Origin of the sequence: Acetobacter oeni (assembly GCF_011516825.1) — a bacterium.
In the GTDB taxonomy this organism is placed as follows: Bacteria; Pseudomonadota; Alphaproteobacteria; order Acetobacterales; family Acetobacteraceae; genus Acetobacter; species Acetobacter oeni.
Window position 1 is genome coordinate 179,126 of record NZ_WOTA01000001.1, and the last position, 20,937, is coordinate 200,062.

Here is a 20,937-nt window from a genome sequence, read left to right on the forward strand (position 1 = left end):
TTGACGCCGCGGAACTGAGGCACGGAATACACAAAATATGCGGTCATCGAATACCGCAGCGCAAAGGCAGGCGCCGAACATCGCCTTCTGTCAACCTGATGAGAAATTTTCACCTGACTGTAATCCGCCGGGACTCCGGCGTGCACGGAACTCAGCAGGATGGGAACGCGCGGGTCCTGCGATGGGTTGCGCGAAAGGTTTCCGGAAAAAGAGCCTGACCGTCCCGCAGAACCGCTTCCGCCTCGGGCGTGAACCTTCCGCCCGCATGATGCAGAACCAGCCCCGGCAAAAGACGGGACCCGGCTCGCCCGTGCAGCCGCCCCCTGATCAGAAGGATGCGCGCTTCCCGCCCCGGTTCCGGCCAGAGCGGCACAATCTCCGCGCTGCCAATGTCGCTCTTTTCACAGGCCGCCAGCGCCGGCGCGGCAAGATCCGCCGGCAAGGCCAGCGTCAGCGAACCTTTCGGACGCAGAAGGGCCGCCAGCGCCGAAATCCAGGCCGGTATGGTGTCCGGCAGAGCCCGTCGCGCCTTGTCACGGCGTCCCTCCGGCGATGGCGTCGTATTGACCCGGTGCCATGGCGGATTGGCGAAAGCATGATCGAATCGGTAGTCCAGTGGCAACGGCCCCGGCCGGCAGATGCCCGGCGGACACCCGCAGGGGGCAGCAGAGTCGGACAACAGCCCGCGCAGCGCGCAGCCGGTAATATCAGCGTTAAGAACCGTCAGGTCGTCCCGGCCATTGGACCGGAAATTCTCGCCCGCCAGCCAGGCCGTATCAGGGTCGAGCTCAATCCCGACCCCCTCCAGCCCGGCGACGCGCTGCATCAGACAGAGCAACCCGGCCCCCGCGCCGCATCCCGCCTCAACGACACGTTCACCGCGCCGGGCCGGAACCAGCGCCGCCATCAGCACGGGTTCCAGACCGGTGCGATAACCGGATCGAAACTGACGATACCTTACCGTGCCTCCGAGAAGAGTGCCTTCGGTCGCGTCGTGGCCACCGGCAGGAGCCGGAGTTGCAGGCCGTGCAGCTTGACCGTCCATTGACCGCCGCTCATATGGTTGCACTACAGGGTTTCCTGCATCGGGAGAAAATCGTTTGCGCGTTGCAGTCAATCTGCCGGAGACAGAGGGTACCGCAAGTCCGGATACACATGTCCGGTCAGAAATTACGGACTCCGGGAATCATGCGGTGACAAATCCGGGTTCCGCCAATCAGAACAGTGAGTCGGCGCTGAAAGCGCTCGCAGACTATCTCGCTGACGATATGATGGCTTGCAACCGGGAAATCATCGCCCGCATGCAAAGTGATGTACCGCTCATCCCCCAACTCGCGGCGCATCTCGTGGCAGCCGGCGGAAAACGCCTGCGTCCCCTCCTTGTTCTCGCCGCCGCCCGACTCGCCGGATACGAGGAGCAGGGCGAGGCCATGCGCCATATCGGCGTCGCTTCCTGCGTCGAATTTATTCACACCGCGACCTTGCTGCACGATGATGTCGTCGATAACAGCCAGCTCCGTCGCGGCCTTGCCAGCGCCAATGCTGTCTTCGGTAACAAGGCCTCCGTCCTCGTCGGCGATTTTCTTTTTGCCCGTGCCTTCCAGATCCTCACCGCGGACGGTTCGCTCCCTGTAATGGCGATTCTCTCCGCCGCCTCGGCGACCCTGGCAGAAGGCGAGGTCATGCAGATGACCACGCAGAACGATCTCTCGACCTCAGTCGACCGGTATCTTCAGGTCATTTACGGAAAAACCGCCGCACTCTTCGCCGCCGCCTGCGAAACAGGCGCCGTCGTCGCCGAAGCCGATGATGAGACTCGCGAAGCCCTCCGTCAGTACGGCGCTAATCTGGGCATGGCCTTCCAGCTCGTCGATGACGCCCTCGATTACGCCGCCGATCAGGCCGTTCTGGGCAAGACCGTCGGGGACGATTTCTACGAAGGAAAAGTTACCCTGCCTGTTCTGGCCGCCTATCACGCCGGAAACGAGGAGGAGCGGGCGTTCTGGCTCCGGACAATCGAAAATAACGAGCACCAGGAAGAGGCCGACCTCGAACGCGCCCTTCAACTGATCGCCGCGACCAATGCCATCGAGGTCACGATGGCACAGGCCCGCGAATATGCGGATGCCGCCTGCAAATCCCTCGATAAAGTCTCGCGGACCCTGAAAAAGGAGACCGCGCATACGGCACCGCTGATGCAGATCCTGACGGACGTCGCCCGTTATACCGCCGACCGTGCGCGCTGACCCGTCCGCTTCGCTTTAGGCCGGGACGCCCGCCGGGAACGGAAACTGCCACAGCTCAGGAGCGGCATAACCAAAGCCGCGAAGACCTGATTCCAGACCAGCCGCCTCATGCGGAGGTGCCGTAAACCACACGCGTCCACTTCCTTCGGTCGCCCATATCGCAGGCGCGCAGCCCAGCACGGCCGCAGTCTGCCGCGCGACCGCCACGGCCGGGTCCAGCCAGACAACATCCACCGGCGAGACTTCGCGAAAAGCATCGATAAGAAATGTGTAATGCGTGCAGCCCAGCGCCACCGCATCGATTTTCCCGCCATCCGGATGTCCGAATAAGCCGGAAAGCTCGCGCCTGATAAGCGCCGGGTCCGCTTTCCGCCCCCTGAAAACGCCCTCCGCACAATCCGCCAGATGGCGTGCCCCGTGCGCGATCAGCGTGCAGTCAGGCGCAAACTGAGCCTGTAATGACGCCACATAAGGCCGTCCGACCGTCGCTTTCGTGGCCAGCAGGCCGATAACCCTCGTCCTGCTTACACGCGCCGCCCAGCGGATAGGCGGCACACACCCCACCACCGGAACCGGACACACATCGCGCAAAGCCTCAAGCGCCAGCGTGCTCGCCGTATTGCAGGCCACGACGACAACATCGGAGTCGAGGCGGATCACCGCATCCTGAATCAGCGAAACAATCCGCGCCGTCAGGAATCCGTCATCCTGCTCGCCATAGGGATAAACAGCCGTATCAGCGAGATAATCAATCACCGCGCCAGGCAGTTCCGTCCGTAACGCGCCAACAATTCCCATCCCGCCAATGCCGGAATCAAATGCAAGAATCCGGGGCGCCTTTCCCGCGGCCGCCTGACCGTTTTCCCGAACCACGAAAATCAGGAATCGCGGGCTGTCTTGAGCGCCAGTGCCTCTTCAAGGCTGCCAACGCCGCCATGCCGCTTCGACCAGCCACAGGGATCTTCAAGGAACCTGCGCACCTCAGCAGCCGCTTCCTCCGAGAAATAAGGACGCTCGGCACAGGCCTCCAGCACATCCCACCAGGTGCACAGCGAATGCAGGCTGATTCCCATATCGGTCAGTGTCCGGTGCGCGCCCGGAAACACACCGTAGAAAAATACCACGAATGTGTGATCGACAATCACCCCGGCATCGCGCAGAGCCTTTGCAAATCCAATCTTGGAAGCGCCATCTGTCGTCAGATCTTCCACGAGCAGCGTCCGCATGCCCTCCGGAACATCGCCCTCAATCTGTGCGTTCCGGCCAAAACCTTTCGGCTTTTTCCGCACATACGCCATCGGCGTCATCATCCGGTCAGCAAACCACGCTGCAAACGGAATACCGGCCGTCTCGCCGCCAACCACGGCGTCGATACTTTCATAACCGACATGCCGCCCGATCTTCTCGACACCCAGTTCCACGATTTTCCTGCGGGCACGCGGGAAGAAGATGATCCGGCGACAATCAATGTAAACCGGAGACTTCCAGCCCGATGTCAGCGTGTAGGGATCTTCAGGACGGAAATTGACAGCCTTGATTTCAAGGAGCAGCCGTGCGGTTGTGAGCGCCGCATCCCGGTCCCACGCCGATGCGTCATTGCCGAGAACCGATTCCTGTCCGATCATGCGTTCCATGTTCCCTTCTCCTCGCGCGCGTTCACCGGCGATGTCGTGGCATAGCGGCACACCGGCAGAAAATCCATTCTCTGCCGGATTACAACAGCCCGACCCGTCGTTCCGGACACATTTCGCACGGGATTCAGAAAGTCAGGGCTGGTGCAGCCTGTCACACTCATGATGGTCCAGGAAACAACCTGCGATGCCCCGCTATGGGTCATCGAATCCTCGGCTCCGGGCCGGATCGGGCCGGCACACGCCCTCGCGAGCCGCTTCGACTGCTCCTTTCGCCGGATGCGGGATCTCCGGAATGCCGAAACCGGCTGGCGTCCGCCACGACTCGTTCTGACGTCCGGCATCGGCGCCGGTCTCGCCGGTCTGGCATTAAGACGACGTTCCGGCGTGCCGGTGGTGCATTGCAGCAGCGGACGCCTGTCCGCGACTCTCACGGGAGGGCGCCCGTTCGACGCCGTGATTCTCCCGCTGATGCACCACACCGAAAGACGCAGTCCGCACATCATCCCCGTCCTGGGACCGCTGACGATTGTATCGGCGGAACTTTACAAACGCGCGCGCCGTGTCTGGACAGAGCGCCTGGAACATCTCCCCGAACCCAGAATCGCCGTCGTGCTGGATGCGGGCGAAATCCTTACTCCGGCGGAAGCCGACGCCGCGGCCCGGCATCTCGGTCTCACGGTGCAGGATTATCGCGGCTCGGTTCTGCTGTCAGTCTCCGAAGGCGTGCCGGCCGATATCGCGGATACGTTCATCGGCGCTCTCGGCGATTGCTACAAACTCGTGTGGCGGCACGGCGAACCCGACGATAATCCGACCCTGGGCTTTATCGGCTGCGCGGATACCGTCGTTGTCTACGGCGGACGGGCCGCCACGCTCGCGGAGACAGCCGCGGCGGATATGCCCGTCTTTCTGGGCAGCGCACCCGGACGCTTCGGACGCAATAATCGTATGGCCCGCGCCCTGATCGCCAACGGATATGTCCGGGTTTTCGACAGCGATTTCTCACCCTGGCCGCGTGATCCGCTCGATGAAGCCAGCCGGGCCGCAACATTGCTCAGAACCAGATTCGATTTTTAAATTCTGCCACGCAGAGGCGCGATAGCGCCGACGTGACAGAAAAACCGTGCAGATGAGCGCCAGGAACAGGACTGCACCCCTTGCACGCATAACCTCCCACCCGCTACACTCCGCCTCAGTTGCAAATGATTATTATTTTGAGGATAACTCGCTGTGGTCGAAACCAGTCGGATTGCGCGAAATTGCGAACGGGCTGTCGTTACGGCCTACCAGGAACTCAGAACGGTCGGAACGAATGACGTCTCCGCCTTCAATGCCTGCACAACTCTGTATCGAATTCATCACCCGGAAGCATCCGTAAACGAGGCGCGGCGTCTCGTGTCTGAATGGATCGACCATCATGTGGTGAAAAAAGAGTCCGGCCCGACACGCGGCTGCGACTGCCCCTGAAACGCGGGACCGCTCAGGAAAGTCCTGTGAGACCTTCCTGACCCGACCGGGTACTTTCTCGTATCGATGACAACAGAACAGGCGTCCGGAATCTTCCAGGACGCCTGTTCTGTTGTCGCCAGATCTATCCGGCAAAACCGGTCAGCCACTCCCGGACCAGTCAAAAAACATAGCCATCAGCAAATTGCGGTCAGGCGCCCCGAAACAGGGCCACCTGACGCAACAATTTCAGGACCGGCGATCAAGCGGCGCCATATCCCGCCTGTCATGGCCCATATAAAGCTGACGAGGACGGCTGATACGCTGTCCGGGCTCCTCGATCATTTCCTTCCACTGGCTCACCCAGCCGGTGGTCCTGGCAACCGCGAACAGCACAGTGAACATGCTGGTCGGAATGCCCATCGCCTTCAGAATAATCCCCGAATAGAAGTCGACATTCGGATAAAGCTTACGCTTCACAAAATAATCGTCATTCAGCGCGATCTTCTCAAGCTCAACGGCAAGATCGAGCAGCGGATCGTCCTTGATCCCGAGCTCCGTCAGAACCTCATGACACGTCGCCTGCATAATCTTCGCGCGCGGATCAAAGTTTTTATAAACCCGGTGACCAAAGCCCATCAGCTTCACGCCGCTGTTCTTGTCCTTTACCTTGGAAATGAAGTCCGGAATGTTGTCCTTCGATCCGATCGATGCCAGCATCTTCAGAACAGCCTCGTTGGCCCCGCCATGCGCAGGTCCCCAGAGCGCCGCAATGCCCGCCGCCGTGCAGGCAAACGGATTGGCGCCCGTTGATCCGGCCAGACGAACCGTCGATGTCGACGCATTCTGCTCGTGGTCGGCATGAAGAATGAGAATCCGGTTCATCGCCCGGGCCAGCACCGGATTGACCTTGTAGGGCTCCGACGGACGCGCGAACATCATCGAGAGGAAATTCTCGGCATAATTCAGATCGTTGCGCGGATAAACGAAAGCTTCGCCAATCGTATACTTATAGGCCCAGGCAGCGATCGTCGGCATTTTCGCAATCAGCCGCATCGCGGAGAGATCGCGGCTTTCCTGGCGGGAAATGTCATTCGCATCCGGATAAAACGCGGAGAGCGCGCCAACCGTGCCGCAAAGGATCGCCATCGGATGAGCGTCACGACGATAGCCGTTGAAGAAATTCCGGATCTGCTCATGAAGCAGCGTGTGATTGGTCAGCGACTTTACGAAGGTCTCATACTCGGACCGGTTCGGAAGCTCACCGTTCAGCAGCAGATAAATAACTTCCGGATAGGAAGCCTGCTCCGCCAGTTGCTCGATCGGATAACCCCGATGCAGCAGAACCCCCTTATCGCCGTCGATAAAAGTTATTTTGCTTTCACACGATGCCGTCTCGCCATAGCCGGGATCGAACGTAAAAATGCCCAGATCGGCTGTTATGCGACGAATATCGACAACGTCGGGACCAAGTGTACCTCTGAGAACCGGAAGTTCAGCCGAACCGTCCCCGAGTTTGATGCTGGCGGATTTCCCCGTCACTGCTGTCTGCGACCCGCTCATGGCGTTACTCCTGCAACAATCTGACCACACATCCTGCGACGGTGGCGTCACCGACGTTTGTCCCTGATCGGGCGTTATTCCGAAACCCACGGAAGGCCCCCAAACCCGTCACCTTGTTGAGAGGCAGCCCGTTCAGAGACATTTCCGGCTCAATTTTGCGAGAACGACTCAAGCCAGGACGTTTTCGGCCCCAGCCCCTTCCACGCCAGCGCAATCGATTCCTGTTCTTCGACCTCAACACGAAAAGACGCGAGCGTCCCGAGACCGAAATCCGATTCGAGCGCCGTTTCAACACCATTCAGATAGCGGGCAAGGGCAGGGAGGCCGGGATTGTGACCCACCAGTAAAACCGTATGCACGGAATCAGGTGTCACACGCAGACGCGCCAGCAACTCATCGGGCGCCGCAAGATAAAGCGTCGGTTCGATCCGGATTTCAGGCCGCGCATTCTGCCCGAATGGCAACAGACCGGCATAAGTCTGGCGCGTTCTCAAAGCAGGACTGCACAGAACCAGATCCGGCACGATCCCGGTCCGGCGCATCGTCTCGCCCCGGTGGCGGGCCAGCCGATGCCCTTCATCCGTAAGAGGCCGCGCAAGATCGGCCGTCGCGCTGAGATCACCACCCGCCGGCGGCTGCGCCTCGGCATGACGCAGCAGGAGCAACCGATGGGCAACGGGTTTCACGGCCGGGTTTCCGCGACAGCGCCATCCTCTCGCGCAATGGCCTCATGATGGCGGATCACTTCGCGAATAATGAAATTCAGAAATTTCTCCGCGAAATCTGGATCGAGACGGGCGCTTTTCGCCAGTTCGCGCAGACGGGCAATCTGCCGCGCCTCCCGCTGCGGATCAGCCGGCGGCATGTTGCAGCGCGCCTTCAGTTCGCCAACCGCCTGCGTGCAGCGAAAGCGCTCCGCCAGCATCGCCACCAGCGCCATATCGATATTGTCGATACTCTGCCGTAATGCGCCAAGTTCCGCGACGGGATCAGCCTCACCGGCGGGAATCGTCTGCGTTTCATTATGCGAGGCTGCCGTCACGCCGCTCCATCCTGTTCTGTGTTCTTCCGGCCCGGTCTCATTCTGCAGCGCCCGGATGCTGCAAAGACAGAGATGACTCATTCACCACGGCGTGAACAATCGTGTCAAAACGTCCTCACCCGCCAGACACAGGATGAACACGCCCTGTTTTCAGAAAAGGGCAGGGGACGGCGTCGGCCAGTCGGAAAGAGGCTGAGCCGGATAATCCGGCACATCATCAACTTCATCCGGAAGATCTATCCAGGCAAGATGACCGCCTTTCCCGGCACCCGTATCGACAAAAACCGCAACCCCGCCGGCCCGGCCATGCTTCACCCATGGCCGCCCGTCCACGGAACGCCGGTCATGCCCGCAATAAACAGTATGCCCCGCCGGAATATGGTCCACCCAGTTGAGACGACGCTCCGGGTACCCGTCAGCCTGCGTCCGGCCGGTCACCTCACCAAACAGCGCCCGTGAGAGAAGATGCGACACGCTCTCAAGCCCCGGATGGCACGATTCCTCCAGCATCCCCGTATGAAAGGCCGCATGAACGAAAATCCGGCGGCCCAGTTTCAGCCAGGTCGGCGCCTCCTGAAGCAGACGCAGAGCCCGCTCCAGAACATCCGAATTCTCCGGTTCGATCAGTTGCCCGATCGTGGCTTCCAGCGGCGCGTCCCGGCGCAGCTTGCGGCCCAGCAGGGCACGACCGAGCTTCCGGTCATGATTTCCAAGCAGAAACAGCCCGCGCCCCTCATCGAGGATCGACGCCATAAGCCGTAATGCGCCGGCACTGTCCGGCCCGTAATCAACCAGATCGCCAAGCTGTACAATAAACCGGTCTGTGGCGGCCGCATGCCGGAAAGCTTCAATGTCACCATGCACGTCCCCGACAACGCGAATGCGGCGACCGGCAACCCTGCGTCGAAAGTCTGTCTCGTCGTACATTGTGAGCCCACCACGTCATCACACTGTTATATGGGGAGTCCTCACGAATGAGCGAGGGCCGGCAGTGCGCTTTCTTTTCAGTATAGCGCGTGACACCCCTCTTTGGTGCCCCCCCGTTCACGTGATTTCTATCGCAAATGACCGTCTTCGTGGCATGTGCACGACCATGTGACGCGCACGAGACCGGAAATTGAGCGTAGATGGGCCGGTAAAGATCGCGACGGCTACAAAACAATCGTGAGGGGAGCCTGAATTTCCGGCTCCCCTCACGATTGTCTCCGCCGGATCACGCCGTGACGCGCTGAGAGAATTATGCTTCTCCCATGAGCTGCAGGCGACGGGAAACAAGATGTTGGACAGGACCGTTTTTTCATGACTGATCGCATCCGCAACCAGGCGTTGCGCGCTAAGGAAATGCCGGCCGCAGCCGCGGCCGAACTCATCGGAAACGGAGCAACGCTGGGAACCAGCGGATTTACCGGGGCTGGTTATCCCAAAGCCATCCCGCTGGCGCTCGCCGAGCGGATCGGCGCGGCACACAATAAAGGTGAGGATTTCAAAATCCGCCTTGTCACCGGCGCCTCGACAGGCCCGCAGATGGACGGCGCGCTCGCCAAAGTCCACGGCGTCTCATTCCGCTCACCGTTCAATACGGACGCGGCGATGCGCAGCAACATCAATTCCGGCGAAACCGAATATTTCGACACCCATCTCGGACAGGTCGCGCCCCGCTCCGTCCAGGGCAATTATGGCGAATTCGATTTCGCCGTCGTCGAAGCTACCGCCATCACCGAAGAAGGCGGGATCGTCCCGAGTTCGTCCGTCGGCAACTCCCAGACCTTCATGGATCTCGCAAAGCGCGTGATCATCGAGGTCAATGAGTGGCAGCCCGAAGGGCTGGAGGGCATGCACGATGTCTGGCGCGGCAATATCAGCGGTACGCCCGGCCGCGACATCATCCCCATCCGCACGGCGGACGAGCGCATCGGCGAGACCTTCCTCCGCGTCGATCCGGGCAAGATCGCAGGCATCATCCGCACAAACGACCCGGACCGGAACGCCCCCTTCGCCGCGCCGGACGCGCACGCAAAAGCCATCGCCGGCCACCTGCTGGAATTCTTCGAGCACGAAGTCAAAAAAGGTCGCCTGCCAGCCAACCTCCTGCCGCTCCAGTCCGGAGTCGGCAACGTCGCCAACGCCGTGCTGGAGGGTCTGAATGAAGGCCCCTTCGAAAACCTGATGGGCTACTCGGAAGTCATTCAGGATGGCATGCTGAAAATGCTCGACACGGGGCGCATGAAAATCGCCTCCGCGACATCCTTCTCGCTGAGCCCGGATGCCGTCGAGGAAATCAACCGGCGCATGTCCTTCTTCCGCGAGAAGATCATCCTGCGTCAGCAGGACATCAGCAATAACCAGGAAGTCATCCGTCGCCTCGGCTGTATCGCCATGAACGGCATGCTCGAAGCCGATATCTATGGAAACGTAAACTCGACCCGCGTCATGGGCACGAAAATGATGAACGGCATCGGCGGCTCCGGTGACTTCGCCCGGAACTCCTACCTGTCGATCTTCCTGTCCACATCAACCGCGAAAGACGGCAAGATCTCCGCCATCGTCCCCATGGCGGCCCATGTCGATCACATCATGCAGGACAGCCAGATCATCGTCACCGAATGCGGCCTCGCCGATATGCGCGGTCTCGGTCCGGTGCAGCGCGCCGAACAGGTGATCAGAAACTGCGCCCACGCCAGCTACAAACCAATGCTGGAAGATTATCTGAACCGCGCGAAAAAGGATTCCTGGGGCAAACATACGCCTCATCTGCTCAAGGAAGCCCTGTCCTGGCACGAGCGCTTTATCGAAACAGGCACGATGATGCCCGGCTGAAACGCCTGCCGTCACCAGCCGGGAAGCCTGAACTCACAGAGCCTCCCGGCGTACCCGGCATTCGTTCCGGTTGTCATACCGGACCGCTACGTCTGACAGGGCCTTCGGGTCCTGTTTGTCGTTCAGGCACCCGGCTTCTCCGAACGCGACCTGCCGCCCGTTCGACTCACGTTCATGCGAATAACGCATAATAATGATTTACGAGGTTGCGAACGACCTGACGGAATGAGAAGGTTCGGGGTAAATAATAAGAGCTGGACAGTAACCATGTCAGAAACCGGCAGCGTCATGAGTGCCGTCATTGCGGACAACGATCCGGAAGACGGCACGCGCGACCTCTTTCGCCGGGCCACGCTCCGCATCGTGCCGTTTATCTTCGTCTGTTACCTCTTCAATTATCTCGACCGCGTCAATGTCGGTTTCGCAAAGCTGCAAATGCTCGGTGCACTGGGGCTTGATGACCGTCAGTACGGATTCGCCGCCGGCATTTTCTTCCTCGGCTATGTGGCCTGCGGTGTCCCGAGCAATCTGATGCTCGAAAAATTCGGCGCAAGACGCTGGATCGCAATCATCATGGTGGTCTGGGGCGCTCTGTCCGCCGGCCTCGCCTTCGTGCATGGCGCCAGCTCATTCTACGTCGTGCGTTTCCTGACCGGCGCCGCCGAAGCCGGATTTTTCCCCGGCCTCATGCTCTACCTGACCCGCTGGTTTCCCTCGCGGCAGCGCGGGCGAGTCATGGCCCTCTTCATGGCCGCCATCCCCCTGTCCGGCGTCATCGGCGGTCCGCTTTCAGGCTGGATTCTCTCCTCCTTCTCCACGAAAGGCGGGGAAACCATCCACGGCCTCGCCCCCTGGCAGTGGCTGTTTCTGCTCCAGGGACTCCCGACCATTCTGCTCGGCCTCGCCGTCGTCTTTCTGCTTAGCGAGAACATCGCCTCAGCGCCCTGGCTGCAAAAACCGGACCGGGAAGCCATGCAGGCAGTCCTCGTGGCCGACAGCCGGACCGCGCGCCAGACCACGGCAACCACGTTTCGTCAGGCCCTGCAAAGCCCCTGGATATGGGCCATGGGCCTCGTCTATTTCTGTGTGCAGAGCGGCGTTTACGCAATCAACTTCTGGCTTCCGACCATTATCCAGACGAATTTCGGCTCCGATATGCAGGCCATCGGCTGGCTGAGCGCCATCCCCTATGTCGTCGCCGCCCTCGTGATGCTCGCCACGGGTCGCTTGGCCGACCGTAGCGGGGAACGCAGGTGGCATCTCGCCGGCCCGATGCTGCTGGCCGCCGCCGGCCTCTTCGCCGGGTCCCTGAACGGCACAATCGGCCAGCATCCGTCTCTCGCCCTTTTCGGCCTGTCGCTCGGCGCTTCCGGTGCCCTGACAGGCCTGGCCATGTTCTGGCCCCTGGCCTCGTCCTTCCTTGGCGCCGAAGCTGCCGCCGGCGGCCTCGCGCTGATCAACTCGATGGGACAGATCGCCGGTTTTGCCAGTCCGTGGATCGTAGGATGGATTCGCCAGGCCACCGGCAGCACGGATTATGGCCTGATCCTGCTGGCCGCCATCATGCTCGGCGGCGTCAGTATCGTGCTTTCGAGCCCCAAATCTTCAGTCAGATCATGAAATATCCGCTCATCACCGGGTATCACGGAGAAAACCTGTGAAAATCGCTATCGTCTGTGACTCTTTCAAGGAAAGTCTCTCAGCGCTGGAAGTCGCGGAAGAGATCGAAGCCGGATTTCTCGACATTTTTCCCGATGCGGATTTCATCAAACTGCCCGCCGCCGACGGCGGAGAAGGCACAGTCAGCGCTATTGTCGTCGGCACGGGAGGGCGTCTCATCCGCCGGATCGTCACCGGACCGCTGAATACGCCCGTCGATGCCTTCTTCGGCATCACCGGCGACGGCACAACAGCCATCATCGAAATGGCCGCTTCTTCAGGTCTTGAACTGGTCCCGGAAGACAGCCGCGATCCGCTCGGCGCCACCACGCGCGGCGTCGGCGAACTGGTGCAGGCTGCCCTGGACGAAGGATGCCGCCATATCATCATCGGCCTCGGCGGCAGCGCCACCAACGATGGCGGCGCCGGTTTCATACAGGCGCTCGGCGTCCTCCTGAAGGACATTGAAGGCAGAGAACTCCCCCCAGGCGGCGCGGCCCTGGCGCGACTTGCAGCAATCGACGTCTCAGGTCTCGACCCCCGTCTCACAGGCCTTACTCTGGAAGTCGCCTGCGATGTCGATAACCCGCTGCTCGGCACCGAAGGCGCATCCGCCGTTTTCGGCCCGCAGAAGGGCGCAAGCATCACTCATGTCGAACTGCTCGATTCCGCCCTGTCCCGTTACGCCGCTCAGATTGCCACCGATATCGGGCGCGACATCGCTTACACGCCCGGAGCAGGCGCCGCAGGTGGTCTTGGCGCCGCCCTGCTGGCCTTCACGGACGCAAAACTGCGCCCCGGCGTGGATATCGTTATGGAAGCGCTGGATGTCGCATCCGCTCTCGCCGACGCCGATCTCGTCATCACCGGAGAAGGGCGCATCGACGGACAAACCGTGCGCGGCAAAACGCCCGTCGGCGTCGCCCGCGTTGCAAAACGTCTGGGTAAACCGGTGATCGCAATCGCAGGATCACTCGGAACAGGTGTCGATGCCGTTTACGATGCCGGAATCGATGCCGTCTTTGGCACGGTGCAACGTCCCGGAACCCTCGCGGATGCCCTGCGTGAGTCACGGGAAAGCGTGCGCCGCACAGCCCGAAATGTTGCCAGAGTCATAAAGCTGGGAGAAACGCTCGCGCCCCGTAGCTGACCCTGATAACAGACCGGATGCCCGCCCCGCGGGCCTGTCGCACTTAACTCCGCCCAAAATCCCCGGTTGGATTATTGCGTGATCCGCAGGGAACTGTCTTCCAGGATCGTGTCGAATGTCGATGCGACAGCGCTCTGGATGGCCGGACCGTCATCCGCCTGAAAATACGTGTCGGAACTCGTAGCGCAGGACTGCATGGCCCCCTGCATGGTTCCGGACCCGGTTCCCGCGATCGGCGCAATCAGCGTATCATACTGATTGTCGTTCGGAATGGCGTAATACGGCGCCCAGATCGAGAAAATCTTGACACCCATATTCTGTAATGTTGTGCAGAGCGAAGTATAGCTGAGATCAATGCTGCGGTGCCACGGCGTTGTGCCATAGATATCTTCCACACCATCCGAAAGAAAAACGATATACGTCTTCATGCTGGTAGCGGAAGACCCGTCTCCGACCCCGCTGAGCCCGGCAATAGCCTGCGTCAGCGCCGCAGTGGTTTTCGTATATCCGTAGTTATACGTGCTGTAATTTGTTGAAGAGCTGTTCGGGTTGTCCTGAGCGTTCGCCAGAGGCGTCGCCGCCTCCAGGTCAATCGAGGCCGCGTCCGTCGCGGCCGTGCTCAGATCCGTGGTCGGCGCGAGCATCTGCGTAAACGACGTGCCGAATGTATCGATGCCCACCTTGATGTGAGTCGTGTCATTCTGAGCATATTCGGTCAGTTGCGTAATGAAATCCTGAATAGCCTCATTCACATAATCGATCTTGAGATCAATGCCCTCCGTCTTCGCTTCCGCTCTCATATCGCACGGGGCCAGTGTCGACTGATGTCGTCCCGATGAAGTTTTCGTCGTGCAGCTGATCGTGGCCACGGAATATCCGTTGGGGTCGTGACACGCAAAAGCGCATTGCCCGATTCCGCTTTCAAGCGAACTGATGGCCGCCGCCGTGCCGCCAACGCCCATCGAATTGGAAATATCGACCACGAAAATAACCTGGATATAGGCATTCCCTTCCGTGGTGGTGGCAGTCGAACTGACAGAAATCGTATTGGCTCCGGATGACAGAAATCCTGAAAAAAGCAGATTCGTCGTCTGGGAAAGCGCCACCGTCACCGTGCCGGAATAAGCCGTCGTGGCCGTGTAGGTAACCTGCGATGTGGGAACAGCCACACCCGCATTCGCCGCATTGGTCGTTATCGAGGCGACAGCCGCGGTCTGCGCCGTTGATTGCGCCCCGGCGGAAGTGGAAGACGTATTTTCTTCCACCAGATAAGTACTGGCCGCTTTCGCCGCCAGTAATGAAGCAGCGTCCGCCATGTCCTGAAGCTTGCTGCGTGTATTGATAATCATCCCGAGATCAACTGTGGCTGCGATCCCGATGATAAGCGGCACAAGAGAAACGGCCGCGATCGCAATGACACTTCCGCTCCGTGCCGCGCGTAGCTGTCTCAGAGCCGCCATGTTGCAGGCAAAGGAGGACATCGCTCTCAGAAAAGAGAAAAGCAGGGCAAATAAACGGCTCAAAGGAATATATTTCTGTAGCTCACATGCCCTGCCAGGGTGCTCTTACCGGACCGGGAGAGGAGGGCAGGGGACGCGGAATCGCCACTCAGGAGGGAGAAACTCCGAGGAGTCACTGTCCGCGTATTACAATTTGCAAAAAAACGATCCGACCGGATGTTATGCGGACAGATCAATGCCATTCGGAAAGGCATCGGCAGATCAGAGCCGGCATCGTCACGTTCAACACACCAGCCGCCCCTCGAAACACAGGAAAGCGCGCCATCTGGCATCGTCTGATCCTCAGCAGTCATCACTCAATAAAGCGAATCGCATGCTGACACTGAGGTTTTACAGAAAAGTTAATCCGCCCGGCGCATCCGGCAGTTACCGTTTCGGGTGCAGGAAACGAGCCCGCCACCAGCCGCATCTCATCGACACAGCATTGCAGCCCATTCCATCATCCGGCGACCGGCCCTGCTCCGGATCAGCCGCCGTCAAGCAGCTTCACAAAGCGGTCCGGATTATCCGTCACGACAATATCGACGGGCTGATTCAGAAACGCCTGTAACCGTGCCGGATCAGCCAGAGACCGGGGGCTGTCCGCAATCACGGCAGCCGCGTCATGGTGCGCCTGGGCAAAAAGGGCAGGGGACGCGTCCGAAGGCAGATAAGCCGCAAAAGGATGGCTCCCGGCCAGCCGTTTCGCCTCATGTTCGTCATGGACCGAAGTCACGGGAATCGCCACGATAATCGAGCGGTCCGCCTTCAGCGCATCCACGGTCCCTGTCTCATTCGCCGCCGACAGAATGACCCGGTGACGCATCCCGGTCGCCCGGATCACTTTCACTACGTTCTTCACCACCGTATCATGCAGCGAAAGCATGACCAGTTCACGGTTCTGCCGCGATTCCATCAGCGCGTCACTCAGAGAGCGCGCACCTTCGCGCACCAGGAGCTGACCGTCCGTATTCTCCGTGACATCAAGCTGCACCATGGAAGGCGCATTGACGACCACCGGATCGGTTCCCCGATCAGGCGGACGAACAGCGCTGGTATCCGTCGCCGCCTGCGCCGCCGAAGCCAGCGACAGCGGATGAGACGCCACCGCCGCCGCGCCGGAAGCGCATACAACCAGACCGTGATGAATCCGGGTGAGAAGCGCATCGGACTGGTGTTCGCGCCATCCGAACACACCGCCCGCCAGCGCCATGATCGCGACACCGATAAAAGCGTTGCGCCGGCACTTGCGCGTCAGAATCGTCTCCGCGCGGCGTCTGCCCGACCCGGTCTCAGCGGCCCCGGAGGGAGCGGTATAATCAGGATCAGACATGAGCCTCCTCCTTCTTCCGTTCGCCGGCCATTTCAGAGGCCCGCTCAAGGTCGACAGAGAGAACGCGGCTCACGCCACGTTCCTGCATGGTCACGCCATAAAGACGGTCCATATGCGCCATGGTTAGCTGATGATGGGTCACAACGAGAAAACGTGTTCCTGCTTCTCCGGCCATATCTCCCAGAAGGGAACAGAAACGGCCGACATTGGCGTCATCAAGGGGAGCGTCGACCTCGTCCAGGACGCAGATCGGGGCGGGGTTACAGCGGAAAACAGCAAAAATCAACGAAAGAGCCGTAAGAGCCTGCTCGCCACCCGACAGAAGTGACAGTGTCGCCAGCTTCTTGCCAGGCGGTTGTGCATAGATCTCCAGACCAGCCTGCAACGGATCATCGCTGCCGACAAGCCCCAGATGTGCCCGCCCGCCACCGAACATGCGTGAAAACAGCGACTGGAAGTGATGATCCACCTGCGTGAACACAGCCATCAGACGCTCGCGCCCCTCCTTGTTCAGCGCCCCGATCGAGCCCCGGAGCCGCGTGATAGCCGTCTCCAGCTCATTATGTTCGCGCCGGATCGTCTCGATCTGCTGTTCCGCCTCCTGCGCCTCAATATCGGCGCGAAGGTTCACCGGACCAAGCTCTTCCCGCTCGCGCGTCAGCCGCCCGATCTTCCGCCGCAAACTGGTCTCGGCCGCCTCCGTCAGATCCCCGACCGGCGCCAGCGGCGGTTCCGGCGTTTCCGCCAGCAACTGATCGAGAATGGCCCGCGCCTGCTCGCTCTTCCCTTCGCTCCGCAACACCGTCTCACGCGCCGCCGCCAGGCCGCTCTCTGTCTGCCGTCGCGCCTCCTGAGCCTCACGCTGCCGGAATTCAGCCGCCTCCCGCGCGGCATCATGCGCCAGAAACGCCGCCTCTGCCTCGCCAAGCGCCGTCGCGCTCGTCTCCCGGAGCCGCTGCGCTTCAGCAGGCAGGGCCGAGACCGTCTCGTGCTCCGCCATCACCACGGCCAGCCGTTGCGCCGCTTCGTCATACTGAGTCCGGGCCAGAGCCTCGCGTCCGCCCCACTCGTCGAGCGAAGCCCGCAGCGAAGCCTCCCGCGCCACCAGCGTCCCGGTCTCCGCCTGCAACGCCGCCCGCGTCTCCCGCGCCGCCTGCTCGTCCGCCCTCAACCCGGCCAGCCGCTCCCGCAACGCCCCCGGATCAGTCGTCGCCGCATCATCATCGACCGTGGCCGCTCCGGCGCGCGCCGCCTCAAGTGTCTCCGCCGCCTCGGCAAGCTCATCCCGCAACGCCGTCTCGCGCGGCTCCAGCGCCGAAAGCCGCGTTTTCCGCTCAAGCGATTTTTCCTGCATCGCCCGCAGCGCCGCATCCAGCCGACCGACTTCCGCTTCCGCGCCATCAAGAGCCGCCCGCGCCGCCGTCGCCACCGTCGCGGAGTCCTCTGCCTCCGTTTCCGCCCCGGTCAGAGCCTTCCCCGCCATCGCCGGGTCGGATGCCTCCCGCAACGCCGCGTCCGCCGTCTGAACAGCCCGCTCACCCGCTTCCCGCTCTTCCGTCAGCCGCGCCAGATCGGGAAGAAGTGTCGCCAGCCGGGACTCAACATTGCCATGCCGGGTCTCGGCCTCCTGCTTCTCCCGCCGCACCCGCTCAAGCTGCTGCTCCGCCTTCCGTCGAGCATCCCGCGCCACCGTCTCGGCTTGCGTCGCCTGCTGTTCCCGAGTCTTCGCCGCCTCATGCGCCGCCCGAAGCGCCGCCGCATCCGGCAACGCCTCTTCGGCGGCCATCGCCTCAGCCAGACCCTGCTTCGCCGCGACCAGCGCCTGCTCTGCCCGCTCATGCTGCGGACGCACCCCGTCCAGCCGCGCCCGCGCCGCCGCATGACGACGCGACGTTTCCGCCTCCACCGCACGCGCCCTGCCGAGCGCCGCCTCAATCCTGCTCCTCCCGGCCCGCGCGACGCGCACCGCCTCGGTCGCCATCGTCAGCGCCTGAGCCGCCCCGGAAGCCGCCCGTTCCGCCGCGGGCAGTTCTTCCGTCAGCGCATCCAGCCGCGCCTGCCCCTCGCGCAACGTCCGCCGCTGGGCCAGTCGCTGCGCCGCCGCGTTCGGCTGACCGGCCGCCACGCGATACCCGTCCCACCGCCACAGCGCGCCGTCCCGGGTCACGAGACACTGACCCGGACGCAATGCCGGAACCAGCGCCGCTCCCGCAGCCTCCGAATCAACAAGTCCCGCCTGAGACAACGCCCTCCCCAGCACCTCCGGTGCCTCAACCAGACGGCCCAGCGCCGTCACCCCGGCAGGCAATCCCTGTTCAGCCCCCGATGGCAGTGCAATCCAGGCCCGCGGCGCGCCGGGAGCCGAAGCCGCCTCCGGCGCATCCAGCCCGTCTGCCAGCGCCGCCGCCAGCGCCACCTCCAGCCCGTCCGGCACGCGAAGCTGATCCGAAACCGGCGACACCGCAGCCTCGCCGTCGCTGTCCCGTTCATCGCCCAGCGCCTGCGCCAGCCCGTCCACCTGGGCCCGCAGCCGCGTCAGTTCCGCCCGCAACACACCGAGCGCACCGTCCGCCTCTCTGCCCCGCGTCGAGCAGACGGCAAGCTCTTCCTCCGCCCGCGTCAGCGCCGCTTCCGCCTCCGCAAGACGCCGCTCCTCCGTCGCCCGCGCCGTCTGCGCCTCTTCGAGCACGGAGTCCGGCACAGCATGACGCCCGGCTTCCTCCAGCTCGCGGCCCAGCGTCGCCGCCTCCTTCTCCGCCCGTCCCAGCGTGTCCCGCGCCTTGCGAACAGCCTCGGACGCCGCGGCCCGGGTCGAACTGTCCTCCTGAACCCGTGCCCGCGCCTCCAGCAGCGCCGCCGCCGCCGCCGCCCGCCCGGACTCTGCCGCCTCAAACGCCACGATTGCCTGCGCGTGGCCGGCTTCCGCCTCCGCGAGCGCCGTCACCAGCGCCGCCCGCTTCTCCTCGGGAACAAGCTGCCCCCGTGCCTCATCCCGACGTCGGGACAGAGCCTCGCAATCCCGCGTCAGCGCCGCCAGCCGTGTTTTCGCCGCCGTCAGTGCCGTCTGACAGTCCTGATGCCGCGCCCGCGTCGACTCCGCCGTGTTCCGCGCAATCGACAGCGCCAGCAGCGCCGCCGTCCGGCGCTGCACCGCCGTATCCTCAGCCTCGCGACAGCGTGCCAGCGCCTCCGAAGCTTCGCGCACGGAGACCTCAGCCGCCGTCAGCGCCTCCTCGTCAGGCAGATCAGCCCGCAGCGCCGTCATCTCGGAGTCAAGCGCTGCCCGCGCCTGTTCAATCCGCTCATGCCGCGCGGTCGCCACCTCCAGGGCCGCCCGCGCCTGCTCCGCCCGCGTTCTCGCCGCCGTCGCTTCCGCCGTGCGCTGCTCCAGAACCAGCGTCGCCTCGTTCACCGCAGCCTGCGCCGCCTGAACCGCGTCGTCCGCCCCGGCCTGAAGCCCGGGAAGCGCCGCCTGCTTCTCTGCGACCGCCAGAGCCTCGTCCCGAAGCCGCGCCAGCGTCTCACTGGCATCCTTCAGACGTGACGCCGCTGCATCCCGATCCGTCTCACACTGCCGCAACCGGCCCGAGGCCGCCTCCGCCGCCTCCGCCGCGCGCTGCTCTTCCCGCGCCACCCCTTCCGCCGCCACGCGCCGCCTCTCAAGCGCCGTCCGGGCCAGCTCCGCCGCCTCCCGCAGCGGAGGCAGAGCCTTGTCCGCCTCATAATCCGCCAGAACAGCCGTCTCAGCCGCCTCTTCCGCCGCAACCAGCGCCTTCCGCGCCTCGATCGTCGCCAGCTGCGCCCGCTCGACCTGATGCCGCGCCCGTGCATGAAGCAGCGCCAGCAGAGATGTCTCCGCTTCCCGCAGCCCCGCCGATAGTTCGCGATATTTCAAAGCCTGTGTGGATTGCCCCGTCAGCCCCTCAAGACGCGATTCAAGCTGCGTGCGAAGATCCTCCGCCCGCGTCAGATTGGTCTCGGTCGCCCGCAGCTTCAGCTCCGCTTCATGCCGCCGCGCATGCAGGCCGGTAATCCCCGCGGCTTCCTCAAGAATGGTCCGCCGCTCTTCCGGTCGCGCCCCGACCAGCATCGCCACGCGCCCCTGACTGACCATCGCCGAGGACCGCGCCCCGGAGGCCAGATCGGCAAACAACGTTTGCACATCGCGCGCGCGTGTCGGTTTCCCGTTCAGCCGGTAGTCGCTGCCCGCGCCCCGCTCGGCCCGCCGCGTCACCTGAAGATCGTCCTGTTCGGCAAACGCCCCCGGCGCAAGCCCCTTCGCATTCTCCAGCGTGAGCGTGACTTCCGCGAGATTGCGCGCCGGACGGCTCGCCGTCCCCGCGAAAATCAGATCGTCCATCTCTCCGCCGCGCAACGACCGGGCGGAGGTCTCGCCCATCGCCCATCGCAACCCCTCGACGACATTCGACTTGCCGCAGCCATTCGGCCCGACAATCCCCGTCAGGCCCGGCAGAATATCAACGGTGACAGGGTCCGCGAAGCTCTTGAAGCCCACGATCCTCAGCTGAACGAAACGCGCCGTCATGC

General features: G+C 62.5%; 16 protein-coding genes. 6 read left to right on the top strand and 10 right to left on the bottom strand.

Annotation, left to right across the window (positions count from 1 at the left end; genetic code table 11):
• Positions 1-151: 151 nt before the first annotated feature.
• On the bottom strand, positions 152-1,045 hold the full coding sequence (locus GOB90_RS00770; RefSeq protein ID WP_173571861.1) for a tRNA1(Val) (adenine(37)-N6)-methyltransferase: 894 nt from the start codon (positions 1,043-1,045) through the stop codon (positions 152-154).
• A gap of 55 nt (positions 1,046-1,100) precedes the next feature.
• Between GOB90_RS00770 and GOB90_RS00775 the strand changes: the two genes are divergently transcribed.
• Positions 1,101-2,246 carry a polyprenyl synthetase family protein gene (locus GOB90_RS00775; protein ID WP_146885397.1) on the top strand — a complete coding sequence of 382 codons (1,146 nt, stop codon included), beginning with the start codon at positions 1,101-1,103 and terminating at the stop codon, positions 2,244-2,246.
• A 15-nt stretch (positions 2,247-2,261) separates the two neighbouring features.
• Here the strand turns inward: GOB90_RS00775 and GOB90_RS00780 are convergent, their stop codons facing one another.
• The gene (locus GOB90_RS00780; RefSeq protein ID WP_146885399.1) at positions 2,262-3,044 is read right to left on the bottom strand and encodes a glutamate racemase; all 783 of its coding nucleotides are present in this window, start codon (positions 3,042-3,044) and stop codon (positions 2,262-2,264) included.
• Positions 3,045-3,124: 80 nt separating this feature from the next.
• Positions 3,125-3,880 carry an orotate phosphoribosyltransferase gene (locus tag GOB90_RS00785; RefSeq protein WP_146885402.1) on the bottom strand — a complete coding sequence of 252 codons (756 nt, stop codon included), beginning with the start codon at positions 3,878-3,880 and terminating at the stop codon, positions 3,125-3,127.
• A 141-nt stretch (positions 3,881-4,021) separates the two neighbouring features.
• On the opposite strand from GOB90_RS00785, the gene GOB90_RS00790 reads away from it, so the two are divergent.
• Entirely contained in the window at positions 4,022-4,957 is a 936-nt protein-coding gene (locus GOB90_RS00790; protein ID WP_264812779.1) for a mitochondrial fission ELM1 family protein, read from the top strand.
• A gap of 153 nt (positions 4,958-5,110) precedes the next feature.
• Positions 5,111-5,347: a hypothetical protein gene (locus GOB90_RS00795; RefSeq protein WP_146885404.1), complete on the top strand. Its 237-nt coding sequence runs from the start codon at positions 5,111-5,113 to the stop codon at positions 5,345-5,347.
• A gap of 228 nt (positions 5,348-5,575) precedes the next feature.
• Here the strand turns inward: GOB90_RS00795 and gltA are convergent, their stop codons facing one another.
• From gltA to GOB90_RS00815, 4 genes are all read right to left on the bottom strand, one after another.
• On the bottom strand, positions 5,576-6,889 hold the full coding sequence (gltA, locus tag GOB90_RS00800; RefSeq protein WP_146885406.1) for a citrate synthase: 1,314 nt from the start codon (positions 6,887-6,889) through the stop codon (positions 5,576-5,578).
• A gap of 149 nt (positions 6,890-7,038) precedes the next feature.
• The gene (locus tag GOB90_RS00805; protein ID WP_261765902.1) at positions 7,039-7,575 is read right to left on the bottom strand and encodes a SixA phosphatase family protein; all 537 of its coding nucleotides are present in this window, start codon (positions 7,573-7,575) and stop codon (positions 7,039-7,041) included.
• On the bottom strand, positions 7,572-7,898 hold the full coding sequence (locus GOB90_RS00810) for a chorismate mutase (protein WP_261765905.1): 327 nt from the start codon (positions 7,896-7,898) through the stop codon (positions 7,572-7,574). Before GOB90_RS00810 ends, GOB90_RS00805 begins: the two co-directional genes overlap by 4 nt.
• 183 nt (positions 7,899-8,081) lie before the next feature.
• Positions 8,082-8,858, bottom strand: coding sequence for a metallophosphoesterase (locus GOB90_RS00815; RefSeq protein WP_146885412.1), 777 nt, complete (start codon positions 8,856-8,858; stop codon positions 8,082-8,084).
• Between the two features lie 372 nt (positions 8,859-9,230).
• On the opposite strand from GOB90_RS00815, the gene GOB90_RS00820 reads away from it, so the two are divergent.
• From GOB90_RS00820 to GOB90_RS00830, 3 genes are all read left to right on the top strand, one after another.
• Positions 9,231-10,748 carry a succinate CoA transferase gene (locus tag GOB90_RS00820; protein ID WP_146885414.1) on the top strand — a complete coding sequence of 506 codons (1,518 nt, stop codon included), beginning with the start codon at positions 9,231-9,233 and terminating at the stop codon, positions 10,746-10,748.
• A gap of 267 nt (positions 10,749-11,015) precedes the next feature.
• Complete coding sequence (locus GOB90_RS00825) at positions 11,016-12,368, top strand: MFS transporter (RefSeq protein ID WP_173571862.1); 1,353 nt, start codon at positions 11,016-11,018, stop codon at positions 12,366-12,368.
• A gap of 37 nt (positions 12,369-12,405) precedes the next feature.
• A complete protein-coding gene (locus GOB90_RS00830) occupies positions 12,406-13,557 on the top strand; it encodes a glycerate kinase (protein ID WP_146885416.1) in 1,152 nt (383 codons plus the stop codon).
• A 71-nt stretch (positions 13,558-13,628) separates the two neighbouring features.
• On the opposite strand, the gene GOB90_RS00835 is transcribed toward GOB90_RS00830, so the two are convergent.
• From GOB90_RS00835 to GOB90_RS00845, 3 genes are all read right to left on the bottom strand, one after another.
• Positions 13,629-15,080 (bottom strand): TadE/TadG family type IV pilus assembly protein, encoded by a 1,452-nt coding sequence (locus GOB90_RS00835; RefSeq protein ID WP_146885418.1) that lies wholly within the window; start codon positions 15,078-15,080, stop codon positions 13,629-13,631.
• A gap of 463 nt (positions 15,081-15,543) precedes the next feature.
• A complete protein-coding gene (locus GOB90_RS00840) occupies positions 15,544-16,389 on the bottom strand; it encodes a PI-PLC domain-containing protein (RefSeq protein ID WP_146885420.1) in 846 nt (281 codons plus the stop codon).
• Positions 16,382-20,935, bottom strand: coding sequence for an AAA family ATPase (locus GOB90_RS00845; RefSeq protein WP_173571863.1), 4,554 nt, complete (start codon positions 20,933-20,935; stop codon positions 16,382-16,384). The genes GOB90_RS00840 and GOB90_RS00845 overlap by 8 nt, the downstream gene beginning before the upstream one ends.
• Between the last annotated feature and the right edge of the window lie 2 nt (positions 20,936-20,937).